Origin of the sequence: Halomonas sp. G11 (assembly GCF_001663515.1) — a bacterium.
Taxonomy (GTDB): domain Bacteria; phylum Pseudomonadota; class Gammaproteobacteria; order Pseudomonadales; family Halomonadaceae; genus Vreelandella.
This window is the reverse complement of record NZ_LYXG01000017.1, coordinates 31,336-43,650: the sequence shown is the minus strand read 5'-3', so window position 1 is coordinate 43,650 and position 12,315 is coordinate 31,336. Positions and strand designations below refer to the sequence as shown.

Annotated in this window: 15 protein-coding genes; 6 read left to right on the top strand and 9 right to left on the bottom strand. The window is 47.7% G+C overall.

The genetic code is table 11. From position 1 onward, the window contains the following. Window positions 1-37: 37 nt before the first annotated feature. The 4 genes from ADS46_RS09110 to ADS46_RS09095 all read right to left on the bottom strand — a co-directional run bounded on the left by ADS46_RS09110 (window position 38) and on the right by ADS46_RS09095 (window position 2,557). The gene (locus tag ADS46_RS09110; RefSeq protein ID WP_066319143.1) at window positions 38-454 is read right to left on the bottom strand and encodes a DUF4019 domain-containing protein; all 417 of its coding nucleotides are present in this window, start codon (window positions 452-454) and stop codon (window positions 38-40) included. A 152-nt stretch (window positions 455-606) separates the two neighbouring features. Further along, window positions 607-1,536 carry an alpha/beta hydrolase gene (locus ADS46_RS09105; RefSeq protein WP_082926039.1) on the bottom strand — a complete coding sequence of 310 codons (930 nt, stop codon included), beginning with the start codon at window positions 1,534-1,536 and terminating at the stop codon, window positions 607-609. A 102-nt stretch (window positions 1,537-1,638) separates the two neighbouring features. Beyond that, window positions 1,639-2,124 (bottom strand): DUF1456 family protein, encoded by a 486-nt coding sequence (locus ADS46_RS09100; protein WP_066319141.1) that lies wholly within the window; start codon window positions 2,122-2,124, stop codon window positions 1,639-1,641. Continuing rightward, window positions 2,117-2,557, bottom strand: a complete 441-nt coding sequence (locus tag ADS46_RS09095; protein WP_066319137.1) for a Replicative DNA helicase — start codon at window positions 2,555-2,557, stop codon at window positions 2,117-2,119. Before ADS46_RS09095 ends, ADS46_RS09100 begins: the two co-directional genes overlap by 8 nt. A 117-nt stretch (window positions 2,558-2,674) precedes the next feature. Between ADS46_RS09095 and ADS46_RS09090 the strand changes: the two genes are divergently transcribed. Both ADS46_RS09090 and ADS46_RS09085 read left to right on the top strand, forming a co-directional pair. After that, on the top strand, window positions 2,675-3,502 hold the full coding sequence (locus ADS46_RS09090; RefSeq protein ID WP_082926038.1) for a PAAR domain-containing protein: 828 nt from the start codon (window positions 2,675-2,677) through the stop codon (window positions 3,500-3,502). Window position 3,503: 1 nt separating this feature from the next. Next, entirely contained in the window at window positions 3,504-4,118 is a 615-nt protein-coding gene (locus ADS46_RS09085; protein ID WP_066319127.1) for a hypothetical protein, read from the top strand. Window positions 4,119-4,219: 101 nt separating this feature from the next. On the opposite strand, the gene ADS46_RS09080 is transcribed toward ADS46_RS09085, so the two are convergent. Next, complete coding sequence (locus tag ADS46_RS09080; protein ID WP_066319122.1) at window positions 4,220-4,615, bottom strand: GFA family protein; 396 nt, start codon at window positions 4,613-4,615, stop codon at window positions 4,220-4,222. 99 nt (window positions 4,616-4,714) lie between these two features. Between ADS46_RS09080 and ADS46_RS09075 the strand changes: the two genes are divergently transcribed. Both ADS46_RS09075 and ADS46_RS18515 read left to right on the top strand, forming a co-directional pair. Continuing rightward, complete coding sequence (locus ADS46_RS09075) at window positions 4,715-4,951, top strand: addiction module protein (RefSeq protein WP_066319120.1); 237 nt, start codon at window positions 4,715-4,717, stop codon at window positions 4,949-4,951. Between the two features lie 2 nt (window positions 4,952-4,953). Then, window positions 4,954-5,268, top strand: coding sequence for a hypothetical protein (locus ADS46_RS18515; protein WP_082926037.1), 315 nt, complete (start codon window positions 4,954-4,956; stop codon window positions 5,266-5,268). 220 nt (window positions 5,269-5,488) lie between these two features. Here ADS46_RS18515 and ADS46_RS09070 read toward each other — a convergent pair whose 3' ends face one another. Further along, window positions 5,489-5,914: a VOC family protein gene (locus tag ADS46_RS09070; protein WP_066319117.1), complete on the bottom strand. Its 426-nt coding sequence runs from the start codon at window positions 5,912-5,914 to the stop codon at window positions 5,489-5,491. Between the two features lie 103 nt (window positions 5,915-6,017). Between ADS46_RS09070 and soxR the strand changes: the two genes are divergently transcribed. Together soxR and ADS46_RS09060 are read left to right on the top strand one after the other, a co-directional pair. Beyond that, window positions 6,018-6,482 carry a redox-sensitive transcriptional activator SoxR gene (gene soxR / locus ADS46_RS09065; RefSeq protein WP_066319114.1) on the top strand — a complete coding sequence of 155 codons (465 nt, stop codon included), beginning with the start codon at window positions 6,018-6,020 and terminating at the stop codon, window positions 6,480-6,482. A 206-nt stretch (window positions 6,483-6,688) separates the two neighbouring features. Beyond that, window positions 6,689-7,885 (top strand): DEAD/DEAH box helicase, encoded by a 1,197-nt coding sequence (locus tag ADS46_RS09060; protein ID WP_066319112.1) that lies wholly within the window; start codon window positions 6,689-6,691, stop codon window positions 7,883-7,885. Between the two features lie 52 nt (window positions 7,886-7,937). Here ADS46_RS09060 and rho read toward each other — a convergent pair whose 3' ends face one another. The 3 genes from rho to ADS46_RS09045 all read right to left on the bottom strand — a co-directional run bounded on the left by rho (window position 7,938) and on the right by ADS46_RS09045 (window position 11,832). Then, the gene (gene rho, locus ADS46_RS09055) at window positions 7,938-8,894 is read right to left on the bottom strand and encodes a transcription termination factor Rho (protein ID WP_066319110.1); all 957 of its coding nucleotides are present in this window, start codon (window positions 8,892-8,894) and stop codon (window positions 7,938-7,940) included. Window positions 8,895-9,547: 653 nt separating this feature from the next. Further along, window positions 9,548-10,459 carry a DUF4435 domain-containing protein gene (locus ADS46_RS09050; protein WP_066319103.1) on the bottom strand — a complete coding sequence of 304 codons (912 nt, stop codon included), beginning with the start codon at window positions 10,457-10,459 and terminating at the stop codon, window positions 9,548-9,550. Beyond that, window positions 10,459-11,832 carry an AAA family ATPase gene (locus ADS46_RS09045; RefSeq protein ID WP_066319095.1) on the bottom strand — a complete coding sequence of 458 codons (1,374 nt, stop codon included), beginning with the start codon at window positions 11,830-11,832 and terminating at the stop codon, window positions 10,459-10,461. The genes ADS46_RS09050 and ADS46_RS09045 overlap by 1 nt, the downstream gene beginning before the upstream one ends. Window positions 11,833-12,315: the final 483 nt, after the last annotated feature.

Here is a 12,315-nt window from a genome sequence, read left to right as displayed (position 1 = left end):
CTGATTCGCCAGGCATGCAGCCCTGGCAGCTGGCAAATCAGGGCGCTTCCACGTAATAGCTGCTCACCCGCCAGGTGCCGTTTTCAAGGTGGGGGGTAACGGTCTCGAGCCGACGTCCGCTGTTCTCGAAGCCGGTTTGGAAGGTAAAGACGATATAGTCGCCGCTCGGCGCACCCGGCATGGACGTCTGGTGGCTGGTACGAATGCGCTTGCGCGAGGCCACCTCGCCAAAGTCCCGGCGCACAAGCTCAATGGTGCGCGCCAACATACCCTGTGACAGCGGCGCTTTTAAGATTGGCGACGAGGTCTCCCAGGCTTGTTCATAATTACCGTTATCGATCGCTTTCAACCAGGCAAGCGCAGCGGCCTCTGCCTCATTGGCAGTATGGGCCATGGCATGCGCACTGAAAGACAGCAGTGCGGCCGTGATAATGCAACTGAGTATTTTGGGCATGGCTGACTCTCGATACATGGGGGACGGTCGAACAACGTTGTTCGATAGCGTTCATCCGATATAAAGAGATATCGGAAACTGGCGAGGTTTCTTTAGGGGATTTGAAAGATCAGCCAATATCCGTTTGCAGTGCCCGCACTTGTTGTTGCCCACTATAACCCCTGAAGCCACTGACGAACGGTCGCGATGCCCTCTTCACTGACCACTAGCCCCAGGTGCGATGCGCCTTCCACCGTGGTGATGTCCGCATGCGGCACAAGCGGACGCAGCACGGGTTCAAATTGATCCGCATACAACGCCTCGTCCTCAGCACCGGTGACCACTAGAACGGGCACCTGCACTGAGTCCAGCGCCTGACGAAAATCAGCCGGACTAAAACCGCTCATCAGCCGATATGAATAGGCGAGCGTCTCTGAGCCATCGCGGTATTCAGGTGGCAAGTTGAACCGCAATACATCCGCCCCGTTGAAATGCGTGATGCCAATCGCGTTGAGCATGGAGATCGCCACAATCCTGGCGACACCTGGCTCTGCCCAGCCGCCGGAGTTATCCCGCACAGTGGGCGCATCGTGCCCAAGGTAAGGCGCCAGCAGCAGATACGCCGAGGCAAGGTGACCATGCTGCCCACCGGCAAAGCGCACCGCGAGCCCGCCCCCGGATGAATGACCGCCAACGACCACCCTTGAGACATCGGTGTTGGTGTCTTTGATATGGGCAATGAGGTCCGCCAGGTCATCTTCAAGCTGCTCAATGTAGTCGATATCGCCACGGCGCACCGGCGAAGGACCATGCCCGCGGACATCCGGCGTATAGACACTGGCAGCGCCTGACGCGGCCAACTCATGGGCGAGCGTCGCCAGGTACCTGCTGTCGGTTCCAGAGCCATGCACGAGAACCAGCGCGGTACGGGCTTCACTTGGATAATGGCGGTAGGCGAGCGATGTTCCGCCCCGTGCTTCATACGTTTGCAGCGGGGGCAGCGGGCGTGATGCTTGTGCAGAGGCCAGCGCTTCAAAATCAAGGCTGTTCGCGTTTGCACTTGTCGACATCGCCAGCAATGCTCCCATAACGGCAATCATCATGCGTTGTATCACTAGTCCTCCCGAACGCCTCAGCACATCGGCTACCTTGATGCAGTGGCACACAGCCCAGTGTCCGGGTTGGCTCTTCACGCTACTTACCCTTTAGGCGTTTGAGCCTGAGCCTTCCTGGGTTGGCCGTAACTGGCGCTGAATGCCGAGCAGGAAATTGCGCAGCATCTGGTCCTTGCACTCACGGTAATTCTTGTGGCTCGGCTTGCGGAAAAAGGCGCTGAGTTCGTGGTGGCTCAACGGCAGCCCGACCAACTCAAAAACCTCCAGCACATCATCCGCTTTCATGTTCAGGGCAATGCGCAGTTTCTGGAACACCATGTTGTTGTTCAGTTGCGCTTCCGGCTCGGGTTGCGGGCCTTCACGCTTGCCACGCTTGAAGCTGATAAACCCGTTCAAGAATGCCGCCAGCTCCTTGTTCTTCATGGTGACAAAGGCATCATCCTCATCCTTTTTCAGCCATGCAGCGACCTGCTCCCGAGTCACGCTGACCTCTGCCAGGGCGAAGATATCCACGATGGTGCTGTCTTTTAAATCGAAGGTGTAGCGGATGCGGCGAAAAATATCGTTATTAGTCAAAATGGGGTTCCTGGCCGGTAGTTAGTTTTTCAAGCAGTTCATCGATGTCGGCTTTCAGTTCATCATCTTCAGTGCCCTGCGCACTGGTTTTGGCCTGTCGTAGACTGGCAATAGCCGCGTCGGTCTTGCCTGCCTCAGCTTGCAACATCGCCATGGAAAAACCAATGGATGCCCGATGGTCATTGGAATCAATGGCGTTGGCTTTTTCCAGGGCCTTTTCGTAGCCCGCCAGCGCGTCTTCCAACTCTTCGGTAAAGTCCGCCAGGGTTTCCCATTGTTCCGGGTGGTCTTTATCGGTGTTCTCGTTATCGATGCAGATTGCCCGCAACTCGGCATACAGCGCATCAAATGTTGCTCTGTCATCCTTGGCGGCTGCCTTCATCAGCTTTTCCGCCAGTTCGTAAACCGCCTTGTATATCTTGGTGTTGATCACTGTGCATTACCTTTTCTATTACCCGGATTAATAGAGTTTCAGCTCTCCCCGATAAGTAGCATGACCGATCATATGAGTGCTAATCTTCCATGATGCACTATATATAAGGAACGTTCGATGGATCTTGCCAAGGTAGGCGACAGAGTCATCTGTCAGTGTAAAGGGAGCCCACACAACATTGTTTCCGGCGCATCCGCCACTATGGTCGATGGCATACCGGTTGCCAGGATAGGAGACAAGAGCTCTTGTAGCGCAGTCATTTCATCAGGTGCCAGTTGGTATTCGGTGGAGGGCTCTCCAGCTGCCATTCATGGTAGTGCGACCTCATGTGGTGGCTATATCGTGGCAGCTTCTTCTGCGATAACTGGCTCACCCACCACAGGAGGCATGCAGACATCCTCCCATCAAGCAAGCGCAGCCGCTGATGATGCACCAAACCAGGAGGGCATCCCCTCATCTGAGCTTTCTCCTACCGAAATCAACGAAGAATCTATATACGAATTTGTCGCCGAAACAGCCGAAGTCACCATGAATCAACCCGCCTATCTACTCGTGGAGGGCGTGGGCATGAATGGCGGCTATTCATTTCGGAACAATATCGTTATTAGAGGAAATGCCCTCCATATTTCTTCGCTGGGCTGGGCTCCTTCTGCACTATCGCCAGGGTCAGGCTCCGCCGTGCTTAATATGCGTGCTGAACTCAAGGATGGCAACCAACTTATTCAGGCAGTAGTTCTTGAGAATAGTGGTATCAATGCTTGGCCAGACGACCCCCAGTATACGCCGGTAGGCCACGCCACCATCCGATTACCTGAACCACAACCTGACACAACGCTTTCGCTTCACTTCCAGGGCACTTTCATTTACCAGACAAGCTCAGGTTCAGTGACGCCAATGCCGCCAAGCACTAGCAAGATGATTTCTATCCAAGTAGTGGCAAAATGACATGATTAAAAAATTACTCCTTATTCTGCCAATTTTCCTTTTAATGTCAGCTTGCCAGGAAAGCTCGGGCAATAGCATTGATGACGAGTCTATCGATCTCCAAAGGCAAGCCAACGAAGAAGTTACCTTCGGCATAGCGGAAGAAAATAGCGAAAGACTGGACAGAGCGAAGGAACTGATCGAGCAATCACTAAATGCAGACCCCAACAACCATGCAGCGTTGATCAATAGAGCTCAGATTGCCGTCTACCAACAGAACTACGAACGCGCCCTAAGCGATGTGGAAAGCGCTTACGACATTGCGCCGAGCAATGATTCACTCCCACTTTTTCGCTGCATTCTGATAGAAGAAGTGAAAGGTAATGATAGAGGCAAAGCGTGCTACTCATCTGTCGAAGAACGTTACGCCGAGCGACATAATTCTGATGGTAAAATCCCCGCCAATTGGGTAGGCGCGGCCATACTGGCTGATACTCAAGACGCACCAAGACTGGTCGAGGCATATCTTGAGCAGGCAAGGAGTAAGGGTGAGATGGAAGCTGAAATGGCCGAAATGACGATTGAAAGCCTCCAGGATGGAAGCTACGTGGACCAAGTATTGATGCGGCATAAATGAGTGTCAGCTCTACTAAACTCTTGGGCAGCGTAAGCCCCACTTAATTAGCGCTACACCCATTGGTTGAATGACCCGCCTGCTTTTTTGCCGACTGAATTAACCTACAAATCAGCTTCATGATTGATACCGTCACTAACGGGAAGATCAGGTAAGTCATGCGGGTTAACACCTTCCAAACACCCGACATTGAATCCGTATATATCGGGATTTGAGCGCGTTTGATGGTGCGTGTAGATGCCACAATTGGAACAGAAATAGTGCTTTGCGACCCCCGAATTGAACTGATAGAGCCTTAGCTGCTCAGCGCCGCTGATAACACGTAGACCACTCAATGGCACATAGGCCATCACCGCGCCTTTGCGCCTGCACATCGAGCAATTACACTTTTTGGGGTCGACAAGGCCGTCAGGCAGATCAAGCTCAAGCACCACCGTGCCGCAGTGGCACGTCGCCCTATGCGTAGGCTGAATTTCTACACCGCCGACTTGTTTGAGCATTGCATGTTCCCCTTGAGCTGTAGCTGACGTCCTGTTGATCGGCTTGTTAGGGCCATTGAATCGGGATAGCATAGCTAAATAAGCACTCGTGGAGGCACCATGACGGCGGAAACTTTAGACCACCTACGCTCTCAGATTTCGTCTCTCTCCGAGTCGGAACGTGCAGCGCTGGCTCGCGAACTCATAATGAGCCTCGACGGCCCCCGTGACGACTCTGTCGAGCAAGCCTGGAACGATGAAATTGTTCGCCGTGTGTCCAAGGTCAAAAAAGGAAAGGCCAAGCTGCTTAGCCGCGAAGAATTTCGATCCAAGATGCGAGCGAGATTAGGCCAATAACAGTGCGAACGGTAAGGATACTGGAAGAAGCATCACAGGAAGCGATTGAGGCTGCAGCATGGTATGAACATGAGCAACCTGGGCTCGGAGCTGAGTTTTTCGCTGCTATTGACGCCGCTATCGACGTTATTGAAGAAAACTTTATTCCCCTACCACCTCTTCCTGAAAAAGCTGGAGATACCGGCGCAAAACGCCTTATTCTGGAACGCTTCCCGTACGATTTAGTCTTGATTGAGTTGCCAGCAGAAACAGTTGTCATCGCCATTGCTCATCACTCGCGAAAGCCTGGCTATTGGCTGGAACGAGCTAAGCCATAGCTTATTGACTCAGCCGCCAGTTTGGAGCGGCAGAGGAAACCAGTCAGTTGGAACACCTACGTATTCCATATTGATACAAAACCATCCATTTCCTTTACCGCAAATATTCCTCCGAAAGTTCGCCGCTTTTTTCTCAAGCTCAGCCGAAGGGGCGCGACATCAGAAGCGCCCCTTATCGCTTCTGTGTTTACCAAGTATTGACGTATTATCTAAAGGCTCCCTACTGAGCATCGCGGTTTAAATTCCGCTCGGATGGAATGTCACTCAGATACTCGACAAACTCTACTTCAAAACCCGCCGGATCGACAAAATAGACATTCTTACGAAACGGCTCTGGGGCACCGGGTTTGGCAACGTCATAACCGGCTTCATTTAATCGAGTGACAACGGCGTCGAGGTTATCGGTCACATAGGCAAAATGGGCCAGCCCAACGCTGTGGCCTTTCAGATCACGGTTCTCCCCTTCCCCATGATCGCTTAGCGCCAGGTAGTGATCATCGTCTCCAAAGTGGATCCATTTGCGTGGCTTGCCATACCACTCGCCATGACCCTCATCGCGTATCCGCCAGTGCGGGAAGACGGCGCGGTAAAATTTCAGCATGGCATCCATATCAGCAACCACCAGATTAACGTGTTCCAAGTACATGAGATTCTCCTTGCGTTAAGTGAGATGGCAGGATAAAACCTCAACTTAACTTGAGGCAAAGCGATTTTTGCGGAAAAATGGCAAAAAAATTTAGGGGATAGTCATGGCAGAAACTGTCTGGAGTGTTGGCAAGGTCGCCAAGCGTTGCGGGATTAACGTCAGTACCCTGCACTTTTACGAGCAGCAGGGGCTAATTCATAGCTGGCGCAATGCGGGCAATCAGCGCCGCTATAAACCAGAAGTGCTAAGGCGGATTTCGGTGATCAAAGCCGCGCAGAAAGTCGGTGTCAGCCTGGAAGAGATAAAGCAGGCCTTTGAATCTTTACCCAATAACCGCACACCGACGGTTGAAGACTGGCAGCAGCTCTCAAAAAACTGGCAGCAGATGCTTGATGGTCGGATTGCCTACCTACAGAAGCTGCGCGATAACCTGGCGGGCTGCATCGGCTGTGGCTGCCTGAGCATGACCCGGTGCCCGCTCTATAACCCAGACGACATACTGGCCGAATCGGGTAGCGGCCCGGTGCTTCTGGATCAGGCTGAGCAGCGGGCTCGGGTGGATCGATAGATCGGTTAACGTGCATAACTCGGACTTGTGCCGATTAATGTCAGAATCGTGACGCCAAAGATGGGCCTCTAACGCCGCAAGCAAGGGGTTAGGTCGCAACACTATGACGCTGATTGGATAATTCGAGAAACGAACGGCGGCTCTCGCGCTATACTGCACCACTTTTTATTTTCGACACCCCTCACGACTATCTGTCAGAGCGCCTTATGCCATTTGCAAAACTAGGATTATCCAGTCCTCTTGTTCAAGCGATTACCGAGCTCGGTTATAAAACGCCAACGCCCATCCAGGAACAAGCCATTCCTGCCATTCTGTCGGGTAACGACTTGATCGCCACCGCACAAACCGGCACAGGCAAAACCGCTGCTTTTGTGCTGCCTCTGCTGGAACGCTTCAGTAACGCGGAAACCTTGCGCGGCAAACGCATACGTGCGCTGATTCTCGTGCCGACCCGTGAGTTAGCGGTTCAGGTCGAAGCCAGTGTGGCGCAATACGCTAAACACACGCCCTTAACCTCGATGGCCGCATATGGCGGTGTGGATACCGCGCCTCAAAAAGAGAGCTTGATCGAAGGCGTGGATATTCTGGTTGCTACACCGGGCAGGCTGCTGGATTTAGCGCATCAGCGAGCACTGCACTTTGATGAGCTGCAAGTGATGGTGTTGGACGAAGCAGACAGAATGGTCGACATGGGCTTTGTCGATGATATCCATAAAATCATCGTGCGCCTGCCGGAGAACCGTCAGAACCTGCTGTTCACGGCCACCATGACCAACGACGTTCGCGCCATCGCCCACGCGTTTTCAGACAGCAAGATGACCGACGTGGCGGCTAACATCTCGATTACGCCCAACGTCCGCGCCGCCGCCACTATCAACCAATGGCTGATCACAGTAGACAAAGACACCAAGTCCGCCCTATTGAGCCATTTGATCAACGAACAAGCGTGGGATCAGGCGCTTATTTTTGTCGAGAAAAAACACAGTGCGGCCAAGCTGGTTGCCCAACTGGAAAAACGCGGTATTACAGCAGATTCCATTCATGGCGGCAGAAGCCAGGCCATGCGTGAAAAGGTGTTGGATCAGTTCAAAGCGGGCGAACTCAAGTACCTGGTCGCCACGGGGGTGGCCGCTCGAGGGTTGGATATCGGTGAACTCAGCCGTGTGGTGAATTACGATTTACCTTTCCAGCCCGAAGAGTACATCCACCGCATTGGCCGAACGGGCCGTGCTGGTGCCTCCGGTGAAGCCATCTCGCTTGTCGATATCAGCGACTTTAAAAACCTGTGTGCGATTGAAAAGCGGCTGAAAAACACGATTGAGCGCAAAGAAGTTGAGGGCTTTCCGGTTAAAAAAGCCGTACCCGCTTCTAACCTGGACCATGTCAAAAAAAGCAGTCGTTAAGCCTTAACAAAGAAGCTCGCCTCTTGTACGAATATATAGGTGAGCTTCACCTCTACTCAGCGGGCGAGAAAGCATCCAGCAGCTCGGCATTCGTGGGGTATTTCTCCAACAGCGCAAGCAGCTTCTGCGCACCTTCTACTGGCTTAAGATGCGTTAGCGCTCTGCGCAGTGTGCGTACTTTCTCAATATCCTTTGCATCAATCAAAAGCTCTTCTCGACGGGTACTGCTTTTGGCAATATCAATCGCCGGAAAAATCCATTGATTGGCCACGTCGCGTGATAGCACCAGTTCCATATTGCCCGTGCCCTTGAACTCCTCGAAAATCACCTGATCCATACGGCTTCCCGTATCCACCAGTACGGTGGCCAGGATGGTCAGCGATCCGCCGTTTTCGATCTTTCGCGCAGCGCCAAACAGTTTTCGCGGTATTTCCATCGCGCGGGAATCCAGCCCACCCGACATAGTACGACCATTGCCCCGCTGCTCGGCATTGTGAACGCGTGATAGTCGGGTAAGCGAATCGATCACAATCATCACATCATGCCCATCGCCTGCTTGCTTACGCGCCGTCTCAAGAAGCTTATCGGCCATATTTACGTGATGTGTGTAGGTTTCGTCTGACGACGAGGCATGTACCTCTGCCGTCACACTGCGCTTAAAATCGGTCACTTCTTCAGGGCGCTCATCAATCAGCAAGGCATACAGCTTTATATCAGGATGAGCCTCGGCCACGGCCTGACAGATATGTTTTAACATCGTCGTTTTGCCAGAGCCTGGCGGCGCAACAATCAACCCGCGTTGCCCCATCCCAATGGGCGTAATCAAATCCATCGCCCGCACCGTACGCTGCTGAGAACCAGGCGCTAAAACAATACGTGGGGAGGGATGAATAGCGACGCCATTTAAAAAACGTTTTTCGGGGTCGTTGGGGAATTGATCTTCAACGTCGTCGGCGGGCTTGGCATCTATCTGTTTTTTCGCCTTCAGACCTAGTGTTTTTCTCGTCATATTATCGATGTATCGCCTTGAATAGACTGGATTTAGAGAGTAACTACAGGTAGTTGGGTATGGTTTTGGACTTTGAGGATTGTATTGGTCATGCAGCAACACTGGATATTGCGGTAAGATATGCTGTCATTTTAGTAAGCAAAAAGAATAGCTTGATCACTCCTCCACTAACCGGTTCCGCTGTTGCGGCACTTGTTACGGAAAGCCACAACTTGAGCTTTTGTACGAGTAGGTAGTCAACTGCATACTTAAAAGTGTCGGCATAGTGTATGCCATATGCAACTTAATCACTATCATGGCATTTTTTACGCGGTAGTAAAATTTGCAGTGGCCTGTTTTAACTCATAACATTGATTCCCTTTGAAGCCTAACATCCGCCATCATGAGAAATAACTTTTTGAACATTTAACTCTGTTACAATCTCTGTTGTAGTAATAGTGTTCGCCTCTAGGAATTCAATAAGACGATCGGTTTCAATATGACAGCCATTTCAGGTTTAATAGCGCTTTGAATTAATCATTAATGGCAATCCTTTCAGCACTAAGCCTTACACTAACTTTCTATTCTAAATTAACGAAATACTAAGTTCACTAATTTGGTTGGCTATGCTGCAAAGCGAAGCCAACCATTTTATATTCAAACTTAATGCCTTATTAGGCTACTCTCCCTACGGGTGAAAAAATATTTAAATTTTGACTTTTTTGCCATACATAAAGCTTTTTGAAAAGCTCAGTAGAAGAAAAATATTCTCTACCATATGATAAACGAAGCATAGATTCAACACTTGAAGCCCCTTTCAAGTCATCATTGCTACTTCCTAGCCCTTTCTTACAAATAATGAAAAGTATTTCTGCTAAATCATGGCCATTTACTAACTCACATACCGGCAACTTTAAATCAAGAACATCAAGCAGACTTTTGAGTATGATCTCTCTATCTTTTATATTAGAGCCACGATTTTTTGAGTACTCAACTACTGTATTTATTAATTTATCATGGCCTAGATACTCTAATTTTTTATCGCATATAATTTTCTTAAATTTTAACTTATTACCATCCGGATTAGCTGGCTTAAACGCCAAGCCTAAATCGAATTTTTTATTTGCAAATCTTAAACACGCTAACGGGTAGCTTAATTCATATAAAAATTCTCTAAGACAGCCATGCTTTTTATAGAACGCACTAACTCTATCTTCTTTTGAAATTTCCAACAAAAAATCATCAAAAGCTTGGCTTTTAATAATCATACTTTCTGAATCATGATTATCAGTCAAAAATATATTTGCATCATAGTTTGGATCGAATTTTTGATTACCTTTTAATCTTATAAAATCAGCATCTCTTATACCTATTACACGCGCCCCACCCCTATTACTCAGTATTCCATAGGTTTCTCGCATTTTCTTCTTGCCAAAAGTGACTTTAATCCTGCTCGAATCTTCGCAAGATAATTTTCTATATAATTTAATGTCTTTTTCACCCTCTACGAGTATATTGACACCCGTAAAATTTGAATCCTGCAGTATAGAATTTGCAATTCTAGCTGGTGTTATTGAGTCCTCCATTACTCAACCCCCTTTAACTCAACTTTTAAATCCCAGTTTTCGTCAATAATATCAGGTGAGTGAGTTGCGATTACAATTGACACATCATTAATTGAGGTTACTTCTTTGAGATCTTTGATAAACTTATTTTGCCACGAAATATGTAGCGAAAGCTCAGGCTCATCGATTAAAATCATATCATTTACGTTAGAATTGAAAATTAATTTATAAAATAAAATTAATTCGTTTTGTTCACCTGAAGATAGCTTTGAAGATGGTATAAGATCATATTCACCATCTCTATTAGTTATTACTGTAGAGCGAAAAACAAAACCTTCTTCATGTCTTATCTCCAGCACTTTATGCTTAAATCTCTTATTAATTATACCTTTAAAAAGCTTTATTTTCTTAGATAAGCCTTCCAATGGATCTAGTTTTTTATGGCTGTCATCAATATATAGTTTTAGTACGTTAACTAAATCCTTTTGTTTTTCATCGATTTGCAGCAGATCTGAATCGCTGATTTTAACCGCTAAACCCGATGATGAAAAAAGTTTCCGCCTCTCATCTAGTTTAGCTAATGCTTCATTTAATTCTTCAAATGAGTCTCTTGAACCTTGTCGTAATTTTTTTACCAATCGATTTGGATAAGTACTATCCAGCTCAGAAGAAACAAGAGAAGATTTTCTAGCTGCTATCGAAATCATTTCTTTAAGTTCTTGAGAACATTTATTTAGATTATTAACATAAGAATCGCTGCCAGTTTCTTTAGCAGTAATAATTCTTTGCGTCTCAATTAATTTAACCCTGACATTACTTATACCATCACTAAACCACTTAGGAGGGTTTACTTCAGAAATCTCACCATTTCTCATTCGCTTATGGTGACGCATTGCCATCATTTTTCTATATTCATATTCGCGCTCAAAGTCATATCTCTCATCGTAAAACCCGCTTTCCTTATGGGAAAAATAATTACGATCCATCTTTCTTTTCAGTTCTATCTCTGCTTCCAAACGATACATATTTTGTCTTTCTTTCATCATTCTTGTATTAAAATTATAAGATGCTTGATATAATTTATGTTGTTTTCTTTTTAGAATAGGTTTTATAGAAGAGTCTCGAGAAATATACAATAAGAAATCTTCTTCTTTAACTTCTTTTGCTAATCTCCAGATTTCCCCATCATCAAAGTAAAACTCAAACTCTTTAAACTCCAAGTATCTAAAGAAAATGTAGTCTTCATTAAATAGTGCATTGATAGCTTCTAGTATTATTGTTTTTCCTAAGCCATTCTCGCCTATAATAATTGTTATTCCACTGTCCTCATTTAGAGGAATATCGTGTTCAAAAATACCAAACAACGACGTAACCCTTACTCTATTAATTTTCAACTATGCATCTCCCTAAAGTTGTGATTTTTTAAAAAAATTAGCCTAAGGCTTCATATAAACGGTGCAAAAAACTAGCGTCTGTCAAGACTACAGGAACAAATTTAGTGCGCAGGTTGCCAACCAATATGATTGTCAAAACCGAAATAACCAATGAAGATATCGAAGTCTAGTTCGAGGCTTCACTTAGTTTGTCCATTCACATTATCTCATTTGCTCACAATTTCGTATAACAGTAATTAGACTACAAGTTCGGATATTGAATGAACGCACGGCTCTATTCCACATTCTTATCGAGCGCGCCGAAACATCCCTAACCATCTGATATTTAAAATAATTTGGCAGTATATCTAAGATTCAAATACGCGCTAGTTTTGCTAGTCCAATAACACTTTATTCATAAAACTGGCTTAGGTCACGTGACTTTGCAGAAAAATTAAGCTGGAGCTGGCTTTGGGCAGCTGCGCTGACTTCGCGCCGGGCCGC

Excerpts from the sequence above, each read along its gene's own strand:
- ADS46_RS09090 (WP_082926038.1), top strand. The coding sequence starts at position 2,675 with ATGGATCTTGCCAAGGTAGGCGACAGAGTCATCTGTCAGTGTAAAGGG.
- soxR (WP_066319114.1), top strand. The coding sequence starts at position 6,018 with ATGGCAGAAACTGTCTGGAGTGTTGGCAAGGTCGCCAAGCGTTGCGGG.
- ADS46_RS09105 (WP_082926039.1), bottom strand. The coding sequence starts at position 1,536 with ATGATGATTGCCGTTATGGGAGCATTGCTGGCGATGTCGACAAGTGCA.
- ADS46_RS09060 (WP_066319112.1), top strand. The coding sequence starts at position 6,689 with ATGCCATTTGCAAAACTAGGATTATCCAGTCCTCTTGTTCAAGCGATT.
- ADS46_RS09070 (WP_066319117.1), bottom strand. The coding sequence starts at position 5,914 with ATGTACTTGGAACACGTTAATCTGGTGGTTGCTGATATGGATGCCATG.
- ADS46_RS09075 (WP_066319120.1), top strand. The coding sequence starts at position 4,715 with ATGACGGCGGAAACTTTAGACCACCTACGCTCTCAGATTTCGTCTCTC.
- ADS46_RS09085 (WP_066319127.1), top strand. The coding sequence starts at position 3,504 with ATGATTAAAAAATTACTCCTTATTCTGCCAATTTTCCTTTTAATGTCA.
- ADS46_RS09080 (WP_066319122.1), bottom strand. The coding sequence starts at position 4,615 with ATGCTCAAACAAGTCGGCGGTGTAGAAATTCAGCCTACGCATAGGGCG.
- rho (WP_066319110.1), bottom strand. The coding sequence starts at position 8,894 with ATGACGAGAAAAACACTAGGTCTGAAGGCGAAAAAACAGATAGATGCC.
- ADS46_RS09110 (WP_066319143.1), bottom strand. The coding sequence starts at position 454 with ATGCCCAAAATACTCAGTTGCATTATCACGGCCGCACTGCTGTCTTTC.
- ADS46_RS09050 (WP_066319103.1), bottom strand. The coding sequence starts at position 10,459 with ATGGAGGACTCAATAACACCAGCTAGAATTGCAAATTCTATACTGCAG.